The sequence below is a fragment of the Billgrantia endophytica genome (genome assembly GCF_002879615.1).
GTDB classification, from domain to species: Bacteria; Pseudomonadota; Gammaproteobacteria; order Pseudomonadales; family Halomonadaceae; genus Halomonas; species Halomonas endophytica.
The window spans coordinates 3,819-30,533 of sequence record NZ_PNRF01000042.1 but is presented as its reverse complement, the minus strand read 5'-3'; the positions used below and the strand labels follow the sequence as shown (position 1 = coordinate 30,533).

The following is a 26,715-nucleotide window of genomic DNA, read 5'->3' as shown; positions in this document are numbered from 1 at the left end:
GCATCGCATTGCCTACCTTCCGTCTTCGTCACTGACGCGGCTAATACGGTGCCAGTCATCAGCGGCCCGCTCACGGCGCAGCGTCTTGAGCCGCGTATCGTCTGCGACTCGACCCGCCCTGGTCACGCCCCAGCCACTCATGCCGGCCAGTGCAATCGCCAGGCCCGCCGCGGCACCATCCTCGTCATCTTCGGCGACCGGTGCGTCGATGTCGGGCTCGGCATCCGCTTCAACACCGTTGCCGCCCCCTTCGACGTCACCCTCATCGGTATCCGCTTCCTCGGGCGCATCGACAATGGCTTCTTCCTCGTCGTCGGGCAGCATGGCGTCCAGGCCATCGCCCGTGGCGACGGCGGTGCTGGTCGTCGTGGCCTGGCCGGTGCCGCTGGCTCCCTGCTGCTGGCTGACCCAATCGTCGATCAACTGACGCAGGCCTGCCATGCCGGTGATGGCACGCTGTGGCATGTCGCGCTCGATCATATTGCTGGTGGCTCCGATGAGGCTTCCCGGGGTCATGTCGAGCCAGGCCTGGACACTACCCGCGGACTCACCCTCCTCGGTATAGAGTTCCTGCTGGGCCTGACGGATCAGGTCCAGGCGGCCTTGGGCCAGAGTGACGATCGAAATGACATTCTCGATCTCATTGTCGCCGCTGAGCATGATACGAATACGCGCATATTCACCGATCATGATGTCATGGTTGAAGTCACCGTCGAAACGATCGAAGCCCGCGCCACCGATGGCGATATCGCGCCCTGGTCCGGTGATCAGGGTGTCGTTGCCACCCTGGAAATGGTCGGTCGTCTCCACGGTGATCATCGTCGGCGTCCGGGTCACCCGCCCGAAGTCGCCGAGCAGGATGTCGTCGCCGGCACCGCCGTCGAGGTAGTCATCGCCACGGCCACCGAACATGATGTCGCGATCGCTGCCGCCGATCAGGCGGTTGCTGCCGCCGAGTCGGGGATCACCCGTTTCGGCCAGCGTGTAACGGCCCTCGGTGTCGCTGAGAATCCGCCCGACGTCACCGATGATCACGGTTTCTCCCGACACGTTGGTGATCCAGTCGCTACCGACCCCGCCGATCACCTGATCATTGCCGGTACCCAGGTGGATTTCGTCGTCGCCCCCCGTGGTCTCGCCGGTGTCCAGGCTTTCGACACTGGCTCGAATGCCATTGACGGCGGTAATGCGACCGTTATCGCCGATCACCACATTATCGCCCGCCGTGGTACGAATCACATCGTTGCCGTAACCACCGATGATCCAGTCGTTGCCCGCACCGCTCACGATCGTGTCGTTGCCGCCATGGGTGACGTGTAGCGAGGTGAAGGAAACAATGGTGCCATTGGCATCGAAGATCGCCTCCGCGTGATCACCGGCCAGCAGGTCGTTGCCATCGCCACTGACGATGACGTCATCGCCGTCGCCACCGATCACCAGATTGCCGCCATTGCCGACCGTGATGCTGTCGCTGCCCCCCCGACCGGGGTCGGTGGAAACGGCTCGCGTCAGGATACCGCGCGCATTCCACTCCAGCCTGCCCAGGTCGGCCAGCACGATACTGCGCTGGTCGCCAGTGGCAATCACGTCGTCGCCGGCACCGGCGATGATGGCATTGCGCCCGGCATTCAGCGTAATGCGGTCGTTGCCAGCCACCTGCGGCGCGGTGCTGACCATCTCGCGCAGGACACCGTTGTCGTCCCAACGCATCCGGCCATTGTCGCCCAGCAGCACATGTTCGCTACTGACGGAGGCATGGGTGATCTCAAGGGTGTCGTCGCCTGCACCGCCGATGAACAGCACATCCCCCGATTCGATAGTGACGGTGTCGTCACCGCCCAGGGCGTGATCGATGCTATCGGCGGCGATCAGCACGCCAGCGTCGTTCCAGCGCAGTTCGCCACGATCACCCAGCACGATCTGACGAGAAGCGTGGCCACCCTGGAGGATCTCGATATCGTCGCTACCGACACCGCCGATCACCAGGTTGTTGCCCCCCTTGAGGCGTATGGTGTCGTTGCCGCCACGCGCCGCCAGAGTTTCGTCGCCGGGCGGATCACCGGCGTCCACCGCGAGCCGCGACGTGGCTTGCACCAGTACGCCGGCGGGGTTCCAGACCAGGGTGCCATGGTCGCCCAGTACGATGGTGTCGAGCGGCGACGGGTCGGCTTGCTGGTCGACATCGCCATCGGGACCGGCGGTGATCAGATCGTCGCCTTCGCCACCGACCAGTACGTTGCGGCCGTCGCCGCCATGCAATTCGTCGTTGCCGCCGCGCCCACTGGGCAGGGTACGCAGCTCGCGTAGCTGGCCATCGACGAAAATCAGCTCGGCAAAGTCGCCAATCAGGATGTCGTTCCCGGAATCGTCGCCACTGTCGGCGGTACCGCCGTAGAGGATATCGCTGCCACCCCCGCCGAGCAGGATGTCGTCGCCGCTGCCACCTTCGAGGATGTCGTTGCCGTCATAGCCCTCGTCGCGCACGATGATACGCGCCACGTCCCGGAAATCGTTGGTGCTGGCGAAAATCACGTCGCCATGGTCACCGATCAGGATGTCGTCGCCGCTGCCACCCATCAGGCGATCATCGCCGCTACCGCCGATCAGGATATTATTGCCGCCACTCACCGACAGGTGGTTGCTGCCGAAGGAACCCGGGTCCGTGCTGCGCACGGCAACGACACGCTGGCTGTTGAGCAGCCGCAGGTTGTCGCTGCCCCCGGCCTCGGCCAACTCGATCACACCGTGATCGCCGATCAGGATGTCGTTGCCGTCGCCACCGACCAGGATGTTGTCGCCGGCCTCCAGGCGATCGCCGGTGGCATGATCGACATCGCCGGTGGCCGAATGGAGCGTCATCACGGCATCGGCCAGGCTCAGGCGCGTGGAGATGTCGACATCGATGCTACCGTTGCCGTACAGGTGGTTGTTGCCGCCGAGGCTGGCGTCCAGCAGGTTGTTGCCGCCACCGCCGAACAGTTGGTCGTCGCCAGTTCCGCCATAGAGCTTGTCATTACCCTTGCCACCGACCAATACCACACCGCCGACCGCACCGCTGGCGTCGAGGATGTTGTTGCCGTGTTCGGTGAAGGGTTGGCCGTGCCGATTCGGCAGCCCGCCCGAGGCGCTGTAGCGCTCGCCATTTCTGGACGTATCGCCAAACACGATCAGCGGGACCTGGGCCTCGTAACCGCCGCTGATGACGATATGATCGTCACCACCGCCGCCGTGGACCACGGTCAACGGCATTTCGCGGATCACCTCGTGCCGCCCGCCCTCCCACAGCGGCAATACATCGGCCTTGGGTCGGTCGAGCAGCATGCCCCCATCGCCGATGAACCCGGCGATCAGGAAGCGTTCGCCACCGATCAGCAGACTGTCACCACGGCGGAAACCGTCATCGCGCCAACTGCCGCCATCGGAGCGTTGCAAAGCGGCCTGGCCATCGATCTCGTCGAGCGTCCAGTCGCCGGCATAGTGGATCGGGTCGAGGTCGATCTCCAGGAAGTCGTCGCCGCTGCCCAGCAACAGTTCGACCACCTCGAAACCATGAAAGTGGATGCCCCGCTCGGTTACGATCGTGCCATCGTGGCCGTCATCCTGTTCCAGCGTACCCTCGCCCAGGCCCAGGCCGGTGATGTGGTTGGCGGTCAGCTTGCCGACCAGGTCGGCAACGCTGGCGTCGGCGTGCAGGATCAAGGTGTCGGTATCCTCGGTCTCATCGCCGCTCCCCAGGACCGAATCGATCTCGCCGTCGCCGTCCTTGTCGAGGTAGGCCGAACGTTCGCCGGGCAGCATGATGGCGGCGTTGATCGAGCGGTCGATGTCGCCTACGCCACCTTCGAGGATCAGCGGCCCCTGGATGCGATCCAGTGCGTTGGGCTGCGGCGCGAAGACCATGTCGTCGATGCTGTTTTCGGCGGCCACGTAGTGAACGTCGGCAGCGACCACGATCTCCACCGGCTGGTGCCAGTTGCCGGCATCGAAGGTCACCGCCGGCGTGCCGACATGGGTCAGGATCAGTTCGCCCTCGGGCAGGTCGGCGGCGGCGGTGAGATGCAGCCGGCCATCGGCATCGACGTTGTTGACCTTGAAGGTGCCGTCGAGCTCGTTGCCGGCGCCATCGGTCAGGGTCAGCAGCATGCCGACGGTGACGCCGAGCTCCTGCCAACTGCCGTCGGTGAGCTGCAACACGGTTCCGGCATGCTCGGCGGGCAGCGCCATGACGCTCATGCTGCCGCTGAACACCTCGTCGAGAAAGACCCGTTCGCCGAGCCGGAAGTCGGTGAAGCCATCGGTGTTGAGGCGCACGGTGACCGGTGCCTCGGGCTGCTGGGTGAGCCGCAGGGTATAGCTGTCGGTACCACCTTCGGTAGTGACTCGGGTTCCACCGTCGCTCTGCACCACCAGCGAGGCACTGTCATTGTCGTACACCGTGACCCGCACCATGCCAGGCTCGGCATCGGCGTAGACCGAATCCCCATGGTCACTTTCGATGGTGAAGCCGAGCATCGCATCGAGGCGGTTCTCGACCCGGTCGTTGTCGACCGCCGTCAGCGTCACGGTCTGGGCCTGATCCCAGTTATCCGCTGTGAACGTCAACATTGTTTCACTCGCGACCACCCGGTCGCCGAAGGCCGATAGATCGAGCGTGACCGTCACGGTTTCCCCCGCCAGGGGCGGAGACGAGAGGCGCACGTCGAAGCTGCCGTCCTGGCCGGTTTCCGCGTCACCCTCGATGAGCTGAAGCCTGTCGTTGGGTACATCGAGCACCAGATCGCCGAGGTCGTTGTCGTAGACGGTGATCATGGTGTTGTTGATCGACTGGTCGAGCAGTGCCGCCAGCGCATCGGGCAGCTCGCCGTCATGCCCTGCCGGCATCTGCACCTGGGCCAGATAGCTGATGGTGACCTCTCGAGTGCCCTGCACCACGTCATCGTCCGGCGCCTTGACGAAGATCTCCTGCGCTGGTGTCCATTCACCATCCTGGAACACGAAGTCGACGGTGATCGCCTGGGCGTAGTCGCCATGCTCGTCCAGCGACAGCAGCACGGTTTCCGCGCTGCGCCCACCACTGGGCGTGCGGTTGCGGTCGTTGGTGGACGCCATCGCCGCCGAGACGGTCAGGGTGACCATGGCACCGTCGGCGATGCCGTCGGTCGACAGCGCCAGCGACAGGAAGTAGGCGCTGGCGCTGCCACCCTCCACTACGCGGGTCTGCCCACCTGGCTGGTCGACCACCACCGCACCGCGGCTCTCGTCGGCAATGCTGATCGGCAGGCCGTCGGCCAGCAGGTTGGCGTAGGCTTCGTCCTCGGAGGCGACCCCATGGGTCACCAGGCTGCTGCGCCCTTCCGGGTCGACTGCCACCACTCGCCCGGTGACGTCGCCACCGATGATGAAGGTGTCGCTGCCCACGCCGCCGATCAGTTCGGTGACCACGTCGAAGCGCGTGCTGAGCACGAAGAAGGTGTCGTCGCCCTCCAGGCCGTCGACGCGCACCCGCTGGATGTTGTTGAAACCGATGTTGAGGCCGGCGCCGAACACGCCATCCTCGGTAATCACGAAGTTGTCGTTGGCCTCCGTGCCCAGCACGGTGACGGTGTTGTAACCACTGCCGCCATCGATACTGACCGGCGCATTGATGTTGTATTCAATGAAGTCGTCGCCGCCACCGCCGAACACCTCGATTTCGTCGCCGGCGACGAAGGCGCGAATCACGAAGTTGTCGTTACCGCCCTCACCCTCCAGGCGCAGCAGCGCCCTGTTGCTGTAGACGATGAAGTCGTCGTCACCATCGCCGCCGTAGATCACCATGGCCTCGCTGTTGCCGTAGCTGAGGTAACCCAGGGTCGTCTGGGTAACGCGGATCTCATCGCCCACACGTACGCCGGACGCGTACACCCCATCCACCGCCGTGCCTTCGGGATTGGGGTGATCCTCGAAGATCTGCCCGACCTGGAAACGGTCGTCGCCGTTGCCACCGTCGAGGGTCATCAATGCCGAGGTGTCGTCGACGATGAACACGTCGTCGCCGTCGTGGCCATTGACCGTGACACGCCCGTTGATGTCGGCGCCATAGTTGATGCGTTCGACGTTGTTGCCCGTCACCCCGGCACCGGCATCGCCGTCCAGGCGTGCAATGAAGTTCTTGCGCACAAGGAACAGGTCGCTTGTGTTGCCGTCAACGTAGTCGCTCAATCCACGCTCGAGCACGTTGGTGTAATCGTCGAAGCCGCGCCCTTCGATGAACAGGAAGTCGACGCCGTCGTTGATCGCGCCGCTGTCGGCCACGGTGATCTCGTAGTTGGCGTTCCCGCCCTGGTGAGTGACGATGCGGTAGGTATCGCTGCCTGCTCCGCCGTCCAGCGTCAACAGGTCGTCGCGGCTGTTGAGCTCGACCACGGTGATCAGGTCGTCGCCCTCGCCGCCGAGCACGACGATCTCGCCGATCAACTCGTCGGCATGCAGCATCAGGTCGTCGTCGCCGGCGGCGCCATCGAACAGCATGCCATCGGCGGCATGAAGGGTACCGTGCACGCGCAGGGTGTCGTCGCCGTCGCCGAGCCCGACCTCCAGGCGGCCCAGGCCGTGAATGCCGTCGAAGGTGACATGGTCGTCGCCCGCACCGCCCTGAACCCGAACGTGGTCGGCCTCGATCTCGCCGGACAGCCACAATACGTCACCACCATTGCCACCGTTGAGTTCGACATCGTTGCCCTGGATCCGGCCCTGCAGCTCGAAGCGATTATCCCCATCGCCTGTATCCAGTTGCACGGCAGTGGCGATGAGCAGGGCGTCGTCATCGATCAGCCAGTCCTGGCCTTTCTCGTTGCCACCGACCATATGAAGGGTATCGCCGGCTTCCAGGGTGCCACGCAATATGCTGGTGGCACGGGCGTCATCGAGCAGAATCCCCAGAAGCGTGGTTTCCCACGTTTCCACGCGCAGATGGATGTCGTTGGCGGCCTTGAGCACTACTTGGTCATCGTCGATGACGATACCGTCGGCGGCAAAAACGAAGATACTGCCCTGCTGCGCCTCGACCCGCACGCCATTGGTGAACGTCACGATGTCGCCGGGGTCAAGACTCTCCATGGCATAGAAGTAGACGTTACCCGATACTGACATCACGTCCTCGCGCACGGTCAGTGGGCTGTTGGTGGTGATCTCGATGTCACCGGCGGCGGTGAGGCCCAGGCCATCGATGATCAAATGGCCGCTGTTGTCGAGGAACACTTGACCCTCGCGGGATTCACCCTGCAACACTCCGGTGGCGGTGGTGATCACCTTGTCCTGCCGCCCGATGTTGTGCTGAGCGACGAGATAGACGCCGTAGGAGAGGATGTTGACCTCGCCCTCATCCAGGGCGTTGAGGATATTGCCCACCTCCGAGAAGAGCAGCGCCAGGGTGTCATCGCTGCCGGCGCTGACCTGGCCCAGGCGCAAGTCACCGGTGCGATTCAGGTCGGCGCTTCCCAGCACCTCGCGCACGAAGACCGTATCGGCGCTGTCGATGTCCAGCCGTCCCTCATCGTCGTCGGTCATGATCGCCAGCAGGCGATCGGCCTGACCGATACCGCCGATACGGGTCTCCAGCCGCAGCGTCTTGGTCAGGATATCGCCCGCCAGCTCATTGGCCTGGGTGCCGATGATGTCCAGCAGCGCACGCAGATGCGTGTGCCCGCCGGCCTCGATGAAGCCGACTCTCAGATGACCATCGACGCCATCCAGATAGATGTCGTTCCCCGCCGTGGCCGTGACGATACCGCCACCGGGGGCACCGGCCCGGGTCGCCAGCTCGAGGAAGTTGCCCGCGCTGCCGATGCTGTCACCGGCAATCAGCGTGACGTTATTGGCCAGCATGTTGAGCAGGTCGTGGTTGAGCCCGTCGGTAATGCTGCCCGCCGCCTCGAGCCAGATATCCCCGCTCTGGGAGAACATCGTCGAAACGTTGAGATCGCCCCCGATCTCGTGCAGGAAGATCGACCCCCAGGCCCGGGCGGTGACGTTGGCGTCCTCGCGCAGATTCAGCTGCAACGGCGCCTCCTCGCCGCTGCCGATCTGGCCATTGGCCGCCTCCAGCACCAGGTCGTTGCTGCGGATCACCAGGTCGCCCGCCACATCGGCCGCCAAGATGCTGCCCGATACCCGGATTCGGGCATCGCCGCCGGCCTCCAGCCGTGCCAGGCTAAGGTCGACGTTTTGCCCTTCGGCATCGGCACCGAGATAGATCGATCCTCCCGCCTCCACGTAGACATCGCCGCCATTGGCGATGTTGAAATCCTCCACCTGGCTGATGGCGATGTAGCGAATGACATTGCCTTCACTGACCTCCGCCTGCGGATCGAGCACCACCGTAGCCATCTCGACCAGGATACCGGCTTCCGCCACCGCATCGAGTCGGGTTTCGAGCTGGAGCCGGGTGCCGTCACCCTCGATGCCCACGATCTCGTAGTACAGCCCGCCCTCGGTGCCGTTGAGGGTCGCTCCGGCGATATCGAGCCACTCACCCACGCTGAAGTGATCGGTATCCCATACGCCGCCGTCGCTGAGCTCCAGTACCAGCGTGGTCACACCGTCTTCACGCTCGACGCTGGTGAAATTCACCCTCGCCTCGACAGGTTCGTGCTTGAGATAGCTGACGTCCTGACGCTCGGCGGCGGAAAGCAGCACCCGTTCCTCGTCGCTGAGTCCGGCAAGCCCGCCGCTCATGTCGAGCACTTCGCGCCCGCTGGCAACACCGACGTTGCCGCCGGCGATCAGGGTGATATCGCCCGCGGCCACGATATTGGGAGCCTGGATATCGGGACGGGTATTGGTGGTTTCCTGCAGCAGGCCGGAACCAATCAGGGAAAGTAGTTCCTGCTCGGTCCATATCTTGATACTGCCTTCGATATTGGCGATCTCCGCTGCCGTCAACTGCGCCTGGAAATCGAGATCCCTCAAGAAGGCGGCGTCACCGTTGCCGTCCACGCCATAGCTGTCGTGCATGCGCTGATAGACCGTGTTGCGGTCGGCCTCGATCCCGTCGATGCGATCTTCCAGTTCCGTATCGGAGATATCCGGATCGAGCTGGCGCAACGCCTCGGCATAGGCGGCGCGCTCCCGTTCGGTGAGGATGACGCCAAGATTCTCGTCGTACTCGACGACACGGCGGTAGGTCAGCGCCTGGCCAACGACGGCCAAGCCGGTACCGGCGATGCCACCCTCGTCGGTCACCTGCAGGAGGCTGTCGATCGTGATGAACGTCTCGCCACCGGTATAGAAACGATGCTCGGCGCGGGGCTCGTCGGCTTCGATATCGGGCGCCTGGATGGTGACGGTATAGATTTCATCGCCCTGCCGGACCCCGAGCAGGATGCTGCCGTCCTCCCGTACCTCCAGCACTTCGTAGACGTCGCCATCGGCCAGCCCACCCAACACATCCTCACTGGTGGAGAGGCGATAGTTCCAGTAGGTGTCGTACTCGTTGTTCTTGCGCGCCTCCAACTCGCGCTTGGCGTCTTCGATACGGTTTTCGTCGGTCAGCCCCATCTGATGCCAGACACCGTCGCGCAGTTGCTCGAAGGTACGCTCATCGCGGCGACTGTCGTCATTACGGTCAACCAGATCGCCTTCGACGCTGATCCACACGCTGCCGGCCTCGCTCGCCACTCTTTCGATGCCCAGGTCACCGCTGACCTGACGCAGGGCGATATCACCCCCAGCCTCGGCATTGAGGCGGCCTTCATCCGCCTGTTGCAGCAGCAGCGGCGTATCAATGGTGCCAATCGCGCCCCCCGCCCGCAGCGTGACATTGTCCGCCTCGATGTGAGAGCTCTCCCCGCCCGTCAGGGTACCGGCCAGCAAGTCACCCTGCGCGACCAGCCGCACGTCGCCGAACTCGGTATGAGCGCGGTCGACGATCAGGTCACCGTTGAGCTGGCCGATGTTGATATCGCCGCGCACGGTCACCGCATCCAGTCGCATCGGCGGCGCCTGCGCGGCATCCGGTCCCAGCCGGTTGTACAGGTCGATGGAGCGACCGGCGCCAATGCCATTCTCGGCACGCAGCACGACATCCGCCCCGCTGATGCGAATGTCGCGGCGCTGATCGTCCGCCTGGAGAATCTCACCATCGGTGCGCACCGTACTGGTGCCGTTATGGTTGGCGAGATCGCCGATCAGCACCACATCGCCGCGGGAGTCGATATTGATGGTGCCGGTATCGTTACCGATGAAGCGGATCAGGACGTCGTGATTGGCCTCCACCGAATGGGTATGCAGAATGACGCTCTCGCGCTCCTGCACGTACTTGCCGTAGTTGGTCTTCTTGCCATACCAGGTACTGGTGGACCACTTGTCCACCAGTTTAGCCTCGATGTCGTTCCAATCCGGCAGCTCTTCTTCGTCGCCCGCACCTACCTGTGTTTCGCCGTATTGGTAGCCGCTCTCATTGCCGACGTAAAAATAGGAAAGCGCCTCCTGCAGCTTGCCGGGGCTGTGTTCGACGTCCCCCCAGTTCAGCGTTCTCGGGTCGGCGGCCAGTGCATCGATGCCCAGCCAGCTACTCGAGCCCTTCTGCGCATAGCGCCGCTCGGTGCTGTCCTGGGCCACGCTGAAGCCATAGCGAACATCCTCCCGGGGCTTGAAGGTGTAGGTGTTGTCGCCGTTCGAGTCGTAGGTGTATTCATGCAGCCCGGTGAATTTGTCATTGATACGCAGAATGCCCTGGCCCGGGCGGCTGACGTCCAGCCCGCCCACGGCAAGGGTATACTGGGTCTCGTTGACCACCTCGATGGTACCGTAGCCCCCCAGCACCTCCAGCAAACCATTGCCCGTATTGACCACATGGCCGGTGATATCGAGACGACCGCCCTCGATGGCGATGTTCTGTACTTCGATCTGCCCGGTACGCGGGTTGAAGATGGCCAGCGCAGTCCCGCTGGACGCCGGCAGCACGATGCTGCTGGTGCTGCCGCTGCGGATGTGATCAGCGATACGTTGGGCATCGGCATCACCCAGCACCAGGCGATAACTGTCCTCACCGGCACGAATATAACCGTTGAGGTTGACATACTCGGCATCGATCACGATCACGCCAGCGGAAAGATCCGGCGAATCGCCGCGACTGTTGCGAATCGCCTCCAGTGCCTCCGCACTGAGCTGGCCGACACCATTATCGTCGTGGGCATCCACGGCCTGAGCATCGGGATTGCCGCCTGGATTGAACTGGGAAAGCCCGCGCACGGAAATCTCTCCCGCCGAGGAAAGCACCAGGCTCTCGGCGCGCATCTCACCCTCGATCTCCAGCGAACCCGCCGCGTAGGCAATGATCTCACCGGATACGTTGCGCGTGGTGCCCGTGAGCGCAAACAACACGCTGGGCGGCGGCGCACTGCCATAGTCCGTGCCGTCGTAAAGAAAAGCGTCGCGCTGCGTGTCGCTGAGCCCTTCCAGTTGCAAGCCCCGCACCAGGGCATCGAGCACCTGCCCCTGGGTGCCATCGTTGGGATCAAAGGAGACACCGTGGCTGTTGACGATGGTGATGCGCGGCGTCGCCTCCTCGCTACCCGCCGGGTTGAGACCCGAAAGCGTCGTGGTCAGGCTCGCATTGAGCAGGTTGATGGCTTCGTAGCTGTCCACTTCGGTGAGGTTGAAGTAGAGTCCGCCGACCACCTGAGGAATCTCGGTGCTGCCCAGCACCATGCGCGACGGCGCTGTATTGAGAATGGTGACGCTGGCATCCCCGGGGGCATCCACCTCCCCGCTACCGGTGAGATCGTTGGCGAAGACGTAGACGGTACCCGCCTGGGCCCAGATATCATCGATGTAGACGGTGAGCTGGTCGACCTCGTTGATCAGGATGTCGTCGCCGACCCGCTCGGCGAAACCCTCGTCGAGCAGCCGCTGTTCGATACGCTCGATCTCGTTTTCATAGAATTCGACCAATAGCTCGTTACCAGAACTGCGGTAGAGCGTAAAGCGCTCCCTGAGGCTGCGAAGCTCGTCGACCAGCTCGGACTGACCTCGGGTATAGCCCACGCTGAAGCCGATATCGTCGTATCCCTCCCGCGCGACGAGGAAGTCGCCCGCATTGCCCACGAACAGATCGTCCAGCTCGGCTTCCTTGGCGTCGATCTCGACCTGCTTGGCATTGATCTCGGCCTGCTTGGTAGCGATCTGATCCTGTGTGGAGGCGATTTCGCTCTCCCTGCTGGCGATCACCTGCTCCGTGTCTGCGATCTCGACGTTCCTGGCAGTAATGGCGGCCTGCTTGGCCTCGATCTCATCCTCCTTGGCCTCGATCTCGTCTTGCTTGTCCGCGATTTCGGCCTCGAGACGAGCGATCTCCTCGTCATCCTCGTCCGCTTGAGCGGCCTCGAGCGCGGTATTGAGATCAGCGAGTTCATCTTCCAGCTCGTCGAGCTCGCCCTCGAGTTCGGCCCTGTCCGCTTCCAGTTCCACCAGTTTGTCGTTCAGTTCCTCCAGTTGCTCCTCGAGTAGAACCAACTGGGCTTCGAGTGCGTCGATCTGGCCAAGCAGCGTCAAGATCTCGGGTTCATTGGCACCTCGAATGGCCAGCAGATCGTCACGCAGAGAATCCAGCGCCTGGTTAATGTCGTGCGCCTGTGCTTCGATGTCGGCCATTTCCAGCACCAGACGCTGGTGCCGGTCGATACCGGTGCGAACCGTGCCGTCGATATTGACGCGACCGTCCGAGAGCGTGACCACGTCACCGTCAAGAATCTCGGTCCCACCGCCACCGCCCAGAGCGGCGTCGATGGCACTACCAATCGCCGAGAGCCAATTCACTCCCTTGGCCTGGGCATTCATGTCGCTGTAGCCGAAGCGTTCGGTGAACAGGGTAATATCCCGCGCGCCCACCAGTTCGGCACCGCTGCGGATATCGATCAGATGCGACTGGTCCATCTCGGCCCGGGCGTTGAGGTCGGTGATGGGGATCAAGCTGCCGGCGAAGCTATCGAGCGTGGCGCTCAATGCATACTCATCGCGGTTGCCACGGATATCGCCCCCCGCCGCGAAGTTGATGTCGCCATAGGCCGTGGCGTGGGCGCCTTCGGCCATCACGATGCGATTGGTGGGGCTCAGGATCACGCGTACGTCGCCCACACCCACGGTGGCGGCGCCATAGGTATCCATCAGCAGCACGGAACTCAGGTCACCCGTGCCCCGGGCGGTGGCCACCAGCTCACCGGCGCTGTACAGCACGGCGTTGTCGTGGATCAACACACTGGCGGCCATGTCATCGTCGCGAATGTGCGAGGTGATGCCCGCCCCCGAGCCCAGGCCCGCCGCGGTGAGATTGATCTGATCGTGGAAGGTGATGGCGTTGAAGGCCTCGAGGCGCATATCGCCCAGCGTGGTGGTGAGGACGGCATCGCGCCCCACCTCGACGCGCGTGTCGAGATCGAACAGCGCATCGCTACTGGCGCCGGCACCGGCGACGGCACCCCCCGCCACGCCGCGAATGGTGTCATTTCCCGCGCCAGCCAGACGCTCCCGGATGACGGTGCTGTCGGCCAGCATGTCGATGGTGTCGGCCGTGAGCACGGCCAGGTCCGCCACGCCAGCCAGCGTATTGGCCTCGATACGGAACGTGGCCTCGGCACCCGTTCCACCGAAGACCCCGCCCGCCGCGGCGAGGATTTCGCTCTCCAACTCGAAGGTTTGGTCGGCACGCAGCAGGATCTTGCCGGCGTCAGGGTCCGGCGAGGCGACGGCCGCCCTGACCTCGAGCGTCGACGCTCCCACCAGCGCTTCGGTAATGGCCGTCTGATGCAGGTGATTGCCGGCTCCGGCACCTGCCACCACGCCACCGCTACCCGCCAGGGTGTAGAGATCGGCCTGCTGGTGACCCGCGGCATCCAGCGTGACCCGATTGGCGGCGACCAGGTGGCCATCGCCCAGGCGGGCGCGACTCTGCGTGTTCTGACGGACGTCGACCACCGCGGCACCGGCGGCGACGAGCCCGCCGACGACACTCAGCGCACGGCCTTCTAGATGCGTGACCAGGTCGGTGGTGAGCAGCAAATGGCCCGAGAGGGAGAGATTATGCTCCCCGTCCCCGGCATTGCCCGGTGCGCCACGCCGCTGCTGCGTATCGGCAATCAGCGCCTGAGCGGAGCTGGTGTCCCGCAGGGTGACCACCGTGGCATTGAGGCCAAGCAGCGCACCGCCGGCAGAGCCGACGGCTTCGGCATACAGTGAAGGCGCGTCGCCGAGTCGCTCGACACCGGCCTTGACGATGAGATCGCGTGCGGAAAGGCTGATATCACTGTTGGCGGTTCCCGGAGTGCCGACCTGTGCCAGCACCTGGGTGCCGAGGTTGCCGACCACGACCGAGGCACCGATGCCGACACCGGCGCTGACCGCCACCCCCACCGACTCGACGCTGACACGCGGCGTGTGCAGCGCGCTGATGAGCACATCGCCCAGCGCCTCGAGGGTCACGCCATCCCCCAGCCAGGCCTGGACATCGTTGCCCAGAGTGACGGTGGAGACATTGGCCGTGCCCGCTCCACCCAACCCGGCGGCCACGGCCACCACCGTCAGGTCGATGCGATCCAGGCTGGCGGCACTCACCGTCAGCGACGCGACCTGGCTGTCAATGCCGATGCGCGCATCGTCGCCCACCCAGGCACGGGTCGCGCCATCGACCTGGACGATACCGACGGAAACCCCCGCCGCCACCGAGCCGATGGCGCCACCGGCGGCCAACAGCGAGTAGTCCCGCTCGGCACTGGCCTGCACCTGGACATGGTTCGCCGATGCAATGGTCACACCGCTGGATGGCCCGCTACCGGCCTCCAGATAGGCAAGCTGCTGAGTGCGGTCGAGCAGCGTGGCCGACTGCCCGCCCACCGCCACGTAGAGTGCCGCCGAGCCGCCGTAGGCATCGATGTCGACGTTGCTGGCCAAGTGGCTCGACAACGTGATGTCGCCACCGGCCTCGAGCGTCGAGCCGGCCCCGACGGTCGCGGTCACCGCACCGTTGAGCTCGACCACGGCGATGGAGACGCCCACGCTGGCGACACCGCTGACGGCGCCCGAGCCGGTGATGGCATGAATCTCGAGCCGCTCTTCGGCTTCGATGACGATATCGCCACCGGCCTCGAGCGCCACGTTACGCCCCACGGTAGCCGCGGTATCGCCGACGAGCTGTCCCGAATCGATATCGAACGGGTCGCTGGCCGTCAGCGTCGAGGTCAGCTCGGCCATGGCGTCGTTGGTCTTTTCGCGGTTGGCCTGGTTATGGTTGCCGGCATTCGGTGGCGCATCGAAGTCATCGTCGAACCCGGCCTGCTCATCGGGATCGAGCGGATCATCGATGCCGGAATCGTCGTCTCCCGCCTCGACCTGCAGGTTGAACTCCCCGTTCTGGAAACCCGCGAAGGTGTTGCCGAGCAGGTCGTCCAGCGCCTGGACCTCTTGATAATTCTCCTCGCTCAGCCCACTGCCCAGGCTGATCACCGAAATCGCCCCGCTCAAGCTGAGCGCCGCGCTGGCGGAAAACGCCACCACGCTGGAGTTGAGCTGACGGTCGAGCTGAGCCTCGACCACGATATCGCCACCGGCATCGACCGTGGTGCCATCGCCAATCGTGGCCCGGGTCTGTTCGCGCAGCACCATCACATCCACCGAGGCCCCGGCACCAACGCCACCGACGGCGACCGTACCGACGCCCTGCAGATAATCGGCGGGCGCCTCGCGCTCGTTCATGCGCGTGGTGGTGGAAGCCATCACGCTGACATCGCCACCGGCGTTCAGCAGACCATGGCGAGTCTCGCTACTCAGTACCCTGGCCTCGGTAACGGCATCGACCATCATCACCGAGACCGACCCGGCCACGGCACCACTACCCACCGCGGCGGTGGCCACGGTAATGCCGATATCCAGACGCTGGCGCGCCTCCACCGCGATGTCATGGGTAGCGATGAGCGTCGCCCCCACCACGTCGGCGATGGCGGTCGGGTTGAGCAGACCCACGGCCAGCGAGGCGCCGATGCCAACGCCACCACTGCCGGCCGCCGCGCCGACGATGTAACGGCCGTCCACCCGGTTATCGGCACCCACCTGGATGCTGGCGGCGGAGATCGTGACATCGCGGACATAGGCCAGGGTGTTGATCGACAGATCGACCGCGCTGGCCGAGCCCGCAGCGGCCGTTCCGCCGATGCCCACGGCGGCGCCGATGACCACCGAAACGAAGCTGATATCGGCGCGAGCGTCGACATCGACCACACCGCCGCTCACCATCGGGCCATCGTCGTTATAGTCGCCGCCATCGATCCAGGCATGGGTCTGGTGGCCCAGCAGCGAGACGTCGACGCCAGCGGCAAAGGCAGCCGTCATGTCGATGGCCGCCGCGCCGCCGCCGCTGTCGGCATCGCTACGATGCAGCGCACGCACTACCACGTCACGTTCGCTGGTAACGCTGGCGTTGTCGATATAGGCATGGGTATGGCCGTTGATGCCGTCGACAGTGACATTGGCGGCAAGGGCCCCGGTCGCTCCGCCCGCCACGGTAAGCGCCAGGCTCAGGAACTCCATGCGGCTGGTGGCCAGTACCACCACACCATGGCGACTCTCGCTGGCCCAATCGCCATCGCCCCACCGGGTGGCGATATTCAGGGCCGCGCCATTGCCTGCGGCATGCACCACGGCACCGCCACCGATCCACGCCTCGGTGGTACTGCCCATCAGGTCGACACCGACGCCACCGCCCACCGCCACGGCGCCGACCGCGACCGTACCGAGCGTGATGGTGCTGGTATCGAAGCTGTCGGCATGTACCAGCAGGCTGCCATCGGCGGTCGCACTGCCACCGTCGATACGCGCCTGGGTGGCATTGTTGATCAAGGAACTGCCGGCATTGCCGGCCCCGGCACCGAAGGTGCCGTAGGTCACCCCGGCGATCACGATCAGGTTCTCGGAGCGCGAATCGGCGGTGATCAGGATATCGCCGCCATCGCTGCTGGTCAGGTCAGACCCCTGGCTACCAGCCACGATGCTGTTCTGAATATCGTGATAGGAGACCGAGATTCCTGCCGCGCCCCCCTTCACCGCGACGTTGACCTGGGCGCTGGCCGAGGTGATCCTGCTGGTGTCGGCGGCGGCGATGGCGATATCGCCAGCGGCGCTTACCTGCGAACCGCCCAGCACGTCGGCCCTGATATCCTTGCGAGTGAAATTGAGCGAGGTGGTACCGCTGAGCGCGGCGAAGCCGGCCACGGCGCCACCCAGCGCATAGGCGTTGATACGCGAGTCGGAGAGTGCCGACAGCATTACGCTGCCGCCGGTGCTGGTCACACTGGCGCCATTCTTGATCAGCGCCTGTATTCGGTTGGCGGCGTCGCTGGTGGGATCGTCAGGATCGCCACCGATATAGTTGTAGGCCATGTAACCGGCCATGGCGAAGGCACCGGCCCCCGCGCCAGCAGCGGTGAAGGCGTTGAGCCCCAGATCGTCGCTGGCCTGCAGGGTAATATCGCCGCCTGCGGTCAGCGTGGCGGCATCGACGACCGCTTCGACATTGGTGCGCAGCCAGTTGAGCGACAGCGCCCCTGCCACGGCCACCTTGCCGGCCCCCGCGCCGCTCAGCGCGAAGCTCCATATCTGGTCTCCCTGCTCCGGCAACGCCGGACGGTCCTCGTCCTCCTCCTCGTCGGCGATCAGATCGCCGCCGATACCGATCGTCGGTACATCGGTGACCCGGATCAGCTCGGCTACGACGCGGATATCGCCACCCGCCGTGAGCACGGTATCGGCACCCTCTATCCGAGCGCTGACGATGGACGCCATATCGTTGGTGGCCGAGGCACCGGCCAGGCCCACGGCACCGGCTCCCGCCGCCGCGCCCGCCACGTTGATCATGATCGGCGCCACCGAGGCGCTGACCGTGATGTCGCCGTCCGTCGCCTCGACCTCGGCGCCGTTGCGCACCGTGGCCAGCAGGTCGTGCTGCATGAAGTTGATGGCAATAGAGCCCGCAAGTGCCACCTTGCCGGCCCCGGCACCGCCGGCGGTGATATTGAGCAGTTGTGCCGTGGCTGCGGCAGCGACCGTGACATCACCCGCTTCGGCCGTCACCGTGGCATCATCGATGACGGCGGCGACCTGGCCGACACGATAGTCGAAGGTATTGCCGCCGCCCTCGAGGATCAGCATGTCCTCTGAGGCGTCCACGTCATCGTCACTGGTATTGTCGACGGTACGCGAGGGATCGGTGGGATCTCCGCCGATATAGTTGAAGGCGATCGCCGCCCCACCGGCCACTTTGCCGGCCCCGGCCACACCGAAGGCGAAATTGACCAGCCCCTTGTCGTCGGCGGCGATGACCGACACGTCCTCCCCGGCCGTCACCTCGGCGCCTCCGCTGATCTCGGCACGTACCGAACTGCGCATCCAGTTCAGGCCGACCGCGGCCGCCCCCGAAGCGGCCCCGGCCCCCGCGCCGGCGATGCTGATATTGATCACGCCAGCGGTCCAATCCACATTGCCCAGATCCCGCGCGGCGATATCCGGTTCGTCCTCGTCGGGGTCCTCGTCCGGCGCCAGCTCAGTGCCTTCTGTCTCCGGGTTGACGCCGATCAGGGCTTGCAGATCGAATGCCTCGCGGGCGTCATCGTCGGCCAGACCGGCCCAGACGTTGACATTCTCGGCCTCGAGCCTTCCGCCCTCGACCAGTGCGACAATGGCGTTATCGGTCTGCACCGTGGTGCTGCTGATACCGCCGGCGACCTTGCCGGCCCCCGCCGCCCCGATGGCGATCACCACCAGTTGTGCACTGTCAGTGGCCTGTACCTGAATATCGCCGCCTGCGGTAATGTCGCTGTTCTGCAGGTGTGCGACGGTCTGACCCGAAACGAGGTTGACGGTGATCGCGCCGGCCAGGCCGACCTTGCCGGCCCCGGCTCCGCCTAACGCCACCGACACCACCAAGGCCTCGGACGCGGCATCCACCAGCACGTTTCCACCCGCCTCCACCTGGCTGGAGATGATCGAGGCCGCCGTGTCATTGTCGATCATGTTGACAGAGACGCTGCCGGCCAGCGCCACCTTGCCGGAACCGGCGGCGGCACCGCTGATGGCGATCAGTTGCGAACGGTCGAGCGCCATCACCGACACGTCGCCTGCGACCTCGAGGGCGGCGTCCTTCACGCCGGCATGGAGCGTATTGAAAATCATGTTGGCCGACACGCTGCCCGCCCCGGCGACTTTCTTGCTTGCCCCGACCCCGATGGTCAACGAGCGCAGCAAACCGGTATTGGTGGCCAGCACCGCGACGCTGGCGGCGCCTTCAATGGTACCGCCCTCGATCAGCGCCGAGGTCTCGTTGGCGATGCGGTTGACGGCGATGCCCGCACCGAAGCCGGCCGAGCCACCGACTCCCACGGCGCCAGAGAGAGACCAGATGCTGCTCTCGTCTTGCGCACTTACCACCACGCTCGGCAGGCTATCGCCGCTGCCCCCGCCTTCCGCCGCCGGTGCTGTCAGATAGGCATCCTCGAGCAGTGCACCCGTGGAGTTGCCGATCAGGTTCACCGCGACGGTACCGGCCAGCCCTACCCCCTTGGCACTGGCACCAATACCCGCCGAACCCGCCACGCTGACGATCAGCGCACGACTTTCGGCGGCGACGGCCATGCCCTCGACGACCACGGCCGATGCCTCGCTGCCCAGTGCTTCGCCGTGTGCCGTGACCTGATGGGCCATATCCGCATAGGCGGCCGCACCACCGATGCCTGCCCGGCCACCGCCCGCCACCGCACCGGCGACCAGCACGGTATTCGCCGCATCACGTGCCGTGACGCTCACGTCGCCCAGCTGACCTTCGCCAATGTTCCGAAGCCTGGCATCCACGCTACGCTCGGATACCAACACGCTCGCCGATCCGGCAAAACCAAAGCCCTTCTGTCCCCTGGCGATGGCCAGACCTGCCGAGGCCACCACGCTCCAGCCACTGCGGAGGGCTTCGACAATCACCCCCTGACTATCGAGACGAGCGACATGATCGATGCGCGCGCGGGTGATGCCATCCTGGAAGGCCAGCGCTGCCGCACCGGCCACTGCGACCTGCGGCCCATCGCTGCCCAGTGCCAGCGATGCCCCCCCGGCCAGGATACCGAGGTGCGTATCGTCGTTGGCGCTCACTCGGGTATGACCGATGACCTCGAGCACATCGAGTCCTTGGATCAACGCCTGGGTATTGTCGTTGCCGATGTGGACAACGACCGATCCGGAAACCCCTACGCCATAGCTATTCTGGGTGTCACCGCCGCCGCCGCTACCGCCGCCCTGGCCCAGCTTGCCGGTCAACTCAGCCAGCACGTTGTCGTAGTTGCTCTGATTGTTCGGCCACTTGTTGGGGTCGTCCTCGCCACTACCGCCGGACGTGCCGCCGTCAGAGGTCACACCGCTGCTCGATTTGCCCCCAGCCTTGGCCCCTGCCAGTGCAAGGTCGACCACCACACCAGACGTATTGGCCTCGACCAGGACATCACCGCCAACGTGGATATTGCCCGAGTAACCCAAGTCGTTGGCCAGGCTGCCGATCACCGCCGTGGTATCGCGCGAGACGACCGATACCGCCACGGATATCCCGACCCCGACGCTATTCCCCGAAGCCACGCTGCCGGCAATACCGAAAGCGTAGGTAGTGTCGTTGGCGCTGACACGCAGCGACGGGCCATCGTCTTCGCCCGCGACGCTGCCGTTGCCGATACGCAGTTGCACACCGTCTTCTATCTGCGCCAGGGTGGTATTCTCGACCACATTGGCCACGGCCGTGGCATTGAAGGCCACGTTGTCGGCCTTGCCGCCGGAGGCACCGAGCCCCAGCAGCACGGTATCGTTGCTGGCAGAAACGTCGAGGCTATCGGCCACCATGGCCACGCCGCTCTCGACCATCGCTGACGTGTTGCCGCCGAGCAGATGCACGCCCACCGCGGCGCCGATGGCACTGCCTTCCGACTTGACGCCGGCAAACCCGGACTTGATCTTGTCGATATCGCTCTTGAAGGCTTTTTTCCATGCTTCCCCGGTGGCTTCATTGGCACCGGCGAACTTGGGCAGGCTGATATTGCCGATCATCGACAGCAGGTGGTTGTCGGTATGCGCGACGACACTGACAGCCTGCCCCTCCAGCGGAGCTTCGGCGGCGGCGATATCGCTGGCACCTCCCAGGTTGATGGTGGCACCGGAGCGGATGCGCGCATCGCTGTCCTGGTTGATCAGGAAGACATTGGCAGCACCGGCGATAGCCAACTTGCTGCCTTCTGCCGTGGCCACGGTCCAGCTGTCGAAGCTGCCCGGCAACCCCAGGTTGCCCGAGGTATAGCCGTCGAGGGTGTCGATGAACTCCTGGATGCGCAACTCGAGTGGCGTGCCCAGCTGCTCCCAACGTGACTCATCGTCGAAATCCTCCTGGGCGAGGTCGACCGGCGATTCCTCGTCGTCGCCGACGAACTTGTAGACGTTGCCGCCCACACCGCCGGCCTGGTGGCCATCCCCGACCAGCACCGTGCCACCCGCGGACAGTTCACTCGGCGTATCGTGACTGGTGTGGTCATAGGTGCCTTCCAGGTCGTCGAACGCCTTGGCCGCGGTGTAGAGATTCATGCCCCACAGGCTGTCGGTGTCGACAGCGTTGAGGCTTTGCGCCTCGACGCGAATCGCCTTGCCGGCGTCCAGATCGACGTTGCCTTCGATCGAGGCGTTGGCCACGTTGTCCAACTTGCCGACACTCACTGCCCCCGCCACGCCAACCTTGGCGGCATCCTTTCCGGCGATCTTGTTGGCGTTGTCCTCTTTCTTCTGCGTCTCCGCCGAGTCGTTACCCTTGACGGCGCTGTCTTTCGGTTTGGCCAGTGCCTTGGCGAGCAGTGTGTTGCCGAGTACCTGATCCTGGAAGCTGCTGTCATCTTTCTTGTTGGGGTCCACACCGGAGGCAGACCCACTCGCACTGACGGCAGGCCGATGCTCGCTCAACGCCTCGACCACCACCTCGCCATCGAGCACACGAATGACGCTGCGCTCATCGTGCATGTCCAACGCGTCGCCGTCACGGTTGACCGTGGTACCCAAGCGAGCCTCGGCGATATTGAGATCGACCGAGACGGCGATCGCCGCGGCCACATCGAAGGTGTTTTTCTTCTCGCCCGAGTCCTTGAACAGGTCGCCAATGAAACCGGGTGCCTTGTCGGCAATCTGCGCTTTGACCTTGTCCCCGATGGCTTTGGTAACCGCCTCCTGAGTATTGCCGATGACCGCCGTGGGCGAGAGGTCCTTGGCCGAAGACTCCACCCCATCGATCAGGCTGCTGGGGCCCTTCGGCTTGGCGGTGCCAGCACTCGCCGAGACGGCGCCACTGTCGCTCGCCTGGCGCGTCTCGGCCATGACCACGAGATCCCCGCCCACGGTCACATCACCGGCGAGCTGGGCTTCGGTACGGCTACTCTCGACGTTGATGGCCAAGGCGATGCCCACCTTGCCCTTGTCGGGGGCCGAGGCTGCCTTGGTGGTATTGTTTTCAACGGTAGTGGCGGCCACCGTCAGGTCGTTGCCGGCTTTCAGCGTGGCGTCATTCCATACCATCACCCGCGAGTCACTGACCAGCACGCTGACCGCCACCGCCCCTGCCACGCCGCCCAGGCCATCGGGTTCGGCCGCGACGGACTGGGTGGTGGTCACGCTGCTGCTGAGGTGAATATCGTTGGCGGCGTCCAGCGAGCCGTGGACATGCACGTTGGAGCGGGTGATCAAGGTACTGACCGATACCCCGATACCCCACGCCTTGCTGGGCGAAGCCTCGGCGGTGATGTCGATCTCGGAGGCGATGGTGATGTCACCTTCGGTGGCGACGATCACCGCCTGTGGGCCGATATCGATGGTGACATCGGCGATCAGCGTAGAAATGCTGCCGAACAGCGAGATGCCTTGCAGAAAGTCGAGCGCAGCATCGATTCCCTTGTCGATGAAGCTCGTCCCGGTGCGCTGGTTGAACCAGTCACGGTCGGGGTCGACCAGCCTGGCGTCGACGATCACATCGCCGCCGCTCAGCGTGGCGTCATCGATATTGATCGAGAGGTCGAACAGCCCCACGTCGACGAAGCTGTTGACCGGCGCCAACACGGTGGGCGGCAACTGGGCACTCAGGTGCAGGGTGCCACCCTCGGCGGTCAGTTCACTGCCTCCATCGATGACCAGTTGACGCGCCGACAGCGTCAGGTCGCCGCCATCGGTGGCAAGGATGGCACCCTCCAGGGTCAGGCGGCCATTGGCGCGCAGTTCGGTGTTGCTGGTGAAAGTGACGTCGACGTCATCACCGAGCGTGCTATCGCCAGTCCAGTAACCCACCAGAGTGACGTTGTCGCTGACATTGACACTCTCGAGGCCCGCCAGGCTGTCGGCGGCCAAATCGACCACCACTTCATCGTCGTCATTCGCCTCGACATCGACGTCACCGACGCCAATGGCGAGACGGAAATGGGTCTGCCCGGAGAAGTCCGTGCTATCCAGGGTCACGCCATCGCCGCTGGAAAGGCGCAGTTCGGCACGCTGGATATTGGCCAGCGCCTCCGTCGCGACACTGCCCATGGTGAGTCGATCGTCGGACAGGGTGATATCGCCCCCGGCGTGCTCCGCCACCAGCGTATTGATACCGTCGCCGCCATCGATATCGTGCTGGCCCGCCACCACGATAAAGCGATCGTCGCCACGGCTGCCCCGCAGCGTGTTGTTGCCACCTTGGGTAGCATCGATCATCACGCCCTGGGCCGCCAGCGGTTGGCTGCGCCACTCTCCGCCCTCCATCGCCATGCCCAGCGCGGCGCTGAGAATGCCGGCGGTATCGTCGGCATCGATCGAGAAGCCGCCTTCGCCACTGGTCGTGTCGCTGACCACCAAACGCCCTGCGGCGGTGTCGAATTCGGCTTCCAGCCCCTCGATGGTTTCCAGCAGCAGGATCAGGTCTTCGAGGCTGCGCGCATCGGCGATATTGAGCCAATGCTCACTGCCATCGGCCAGTGCCACCGTGAGCATTGCTCCGGCGTCTTCCAGGCCGCTGCCCTCGATATAAGTGGCCAGGTAGGCCTCGTAGGCCTCCTGACTCTCGAATTCGTGGGCCTCGGGCAGCACCGCCCCCAGTGCGGCCAGGAACGTGTCGACCTCCTCCTGGGTGGCGCCGCCCTGCTGCATCAGCTCGATCAGCGAGGTGTACTCGCCCACGCCGTGCCAGCCACTGGCGTCGAGGGTGTTATCGTCGCCATTACCGATCAGGGTAAGCTGGTCAACGCTACGATAGCTCGAGCTCGTACCGTCGACCGCGAAGGTGTCGCCCGCCACATTGACGGCAGTCTGGCCCGGCGCCAGCGTAATGATCAGGTGGTCGTGGCCGACACCGCCGATGATATCGTTCTCGCCGCTGCCGGCATGCAGGACGTTATCTCCCGCCACGGTGACGAATTGGGTGAAGCCCTGGCCGCCATGCATGACGTCGTTGCCGGAGCCACCCTGCAGATAGGCATCGCCGGCAAAGCCACTGGCATCCAGTACGGTATTGCCGAACTCGGCCTGCAGCATGCCGTGCTGAACGTTGGTGAGGGTATCGATGCCCGCTTCACGCGCACGGTTCTGGGTCGAGGAGATGACTGCGCCACCCGCCGCACCCACCAAAGCCACCCCGAGAGAGTCGCCGTCGAGCGCCGTGGTAAAACTGCCGCTGTCATCGACGGCCATGAAGTCGCCGACAAAGCGTATCGTCCAACGCACTTCGTCGTCATCGACTTCCCGCGCGACCTGAACATTGCCGGCGCCGATGCCCTCCAACTGCTCCAGCGCATGCTGGATTTCCAGCGCCTCGGCGTCCAGCCCCAGCGCGATGGTCCGTTCGCCATCATAGTGGAATTCAACCGTATCACCCGCCGCGCGATCCCAGACCAGCAGGTGCTCTTCGGCGAAATCACCACGTACCAGCGTGCCATCGCCCTCGTCGCCGAACAGCCGCAGGTAGTGCGAGGTGGTGCCCAGCACCGAGTTGGTGCCCGCCCCACCATCGATGACGTTATTGCCACGATTGCCGAACAGCACGTCGTCGCCGGCGCCACCATACAGAGAGTCGTTGCCGATGCCGCCGATCAGGATGGCATCACCGCCGCCGGCACGCAGGGTGTTGTCACCGGCGATGGCCTCCAGACGCACCGACCCCGAGAAGCCACTGGCATCGAGCACGTTGTCGCTCTCTCCGCCCACCAAGTGAGCGAGGGAGATGCCACTCAGATCCCACTGCGCCCAGCCATCCACGGCCAAGTCGTCATCGGTGAGCAGCATATTGGCATCGGCCTGTGCCTCGATCAGATTCTCTTCGCCGTCGTTGCCGGTCACCTCGCCGCCGCCGGCGCCGAGAATGAAGCGGTCGTCCTGATCGCTGCCGATCATGCGGGTATTGGTGGCGATATCACGGGCCTGGAAGGTCACGCCGCCCAGCGCATAGCCACTGGCATCCAGCGTCTGGCCGTCGCCGGCGGCGGCCAGCACGATCTCGACGGGCTGGTGGGTAAAGCTCAGGATGCCATTGACGGTGGCCACCCCATCCTCGCTGCCCAGGATGATATCGCCACCGGTGCGCTCGATGACATACGTCAACTCGGCTTCTTCCGGCGTGAAGTCGTCGCCCAGGCTGTCGCTCAGGGCGAAGATGTCGTCGCCGGCACGCGAGATCAGCGTGCTTTGCCCGGCACCCGCCTTGAGGGTGTCGTTGCCACCGCCACCGATGATCAGGTTGTCGCCGTTGCGACCGTCCAGCACCACCGACTGGGTGCTGTCGATATCGCCGATCAGGATATCGTCGCCGTTGGTGCCGATCACATGGCCGAAGCCTTCCACCCGTTGGAAGCCGGTGCCGGTTCTTTCCCCGAGATCGACCTCCACCGACGTGGCGTACTCGGAGTAGTCGAGGATATGGCCGTGCAGGCCGGTCAGAATGTCGATACCCTCGAAGTCGATACCGCCCAGCGACAGGCTACGTTCGTCATACAGCGACCATTGCGCCTCAGCCATGGTGGTCGAGAGCGAGTGCGTGAAGACGTCCTCGACGCCCTCTTCGTCATCGAGGTAGAACGCCGCATCAATGGTCGTCACGCCACTGAAACTGAGCCAGCCGCTCTCATCGGACCAAGTGGCTTCGCCCTGCCCCTCGCCACTCAGCGACCATTGAGTATCGGCCTCGAGGCCATTGATCCGGTCATCCCCGTCGCCCCCCACGAAGTTGATGATCAGTCCCTGGCTATTGGCCAGGTCGAGAGTGTCATCACCATCTCCGCCATGGAAGTTGATCACCAGGCCAGACAGCGCTGAATGGTTCAACAAGCTCTCATCGAAGCGCAGGCTGTCATCGTCATCACTGCCCTGAATCGTGATGTCGCCATCCTCCAGCGCGTCGAGGTCGAAACGATGAATCACCTGCTCCGCACCATCGACGGTGTCCACCAGTTCGAGCGCTTGCTCTTCCGCTCCCATGCGCAGCACCATGTCGCTGCCGGCGGCCACCACCGCCGTCAGCGGATCGGCGGAGAGCAGCATGCGCGGCTCGAGCCCTTCGAAGACGAACTTCGAACGCTCGGCCTGGGCGCGCGTGGCACGGCGCTCGCGCGTCAGCTTGCCGACCAACTCGGTAAGCGGCTTCCGGAGGGGGCGGAAGGGGTGATTCAT

The 26,715-nt window shown here is 64.5% G+C and carries 1 protein-coding gene; it reads right to left on the bottom strand.

Annotated elements, in window-relative coordinates; genetic code table 11:
• Nucleotides 1-12: 12 nt before the first annotated feature.
• Entirely contained in the window at nucleotides 13-26,715 is a 26,703-nt protein-coding gene (locus C1H69_RS19900) for an LEPR-XLL domain-containing protein (protein ID WP_102655136.1), read from the bottom strand.

What these genes read in the sequence shown, in the direction of transcription:
- C1H69_RS19900 (WP_102655136.1), bottom strand. Translation starts at nt 26,715, where the DNA reads ATGAATCACCCCTTCCGCCCCCTCCGGAAGCCGCTTACCGAGTTGGTC.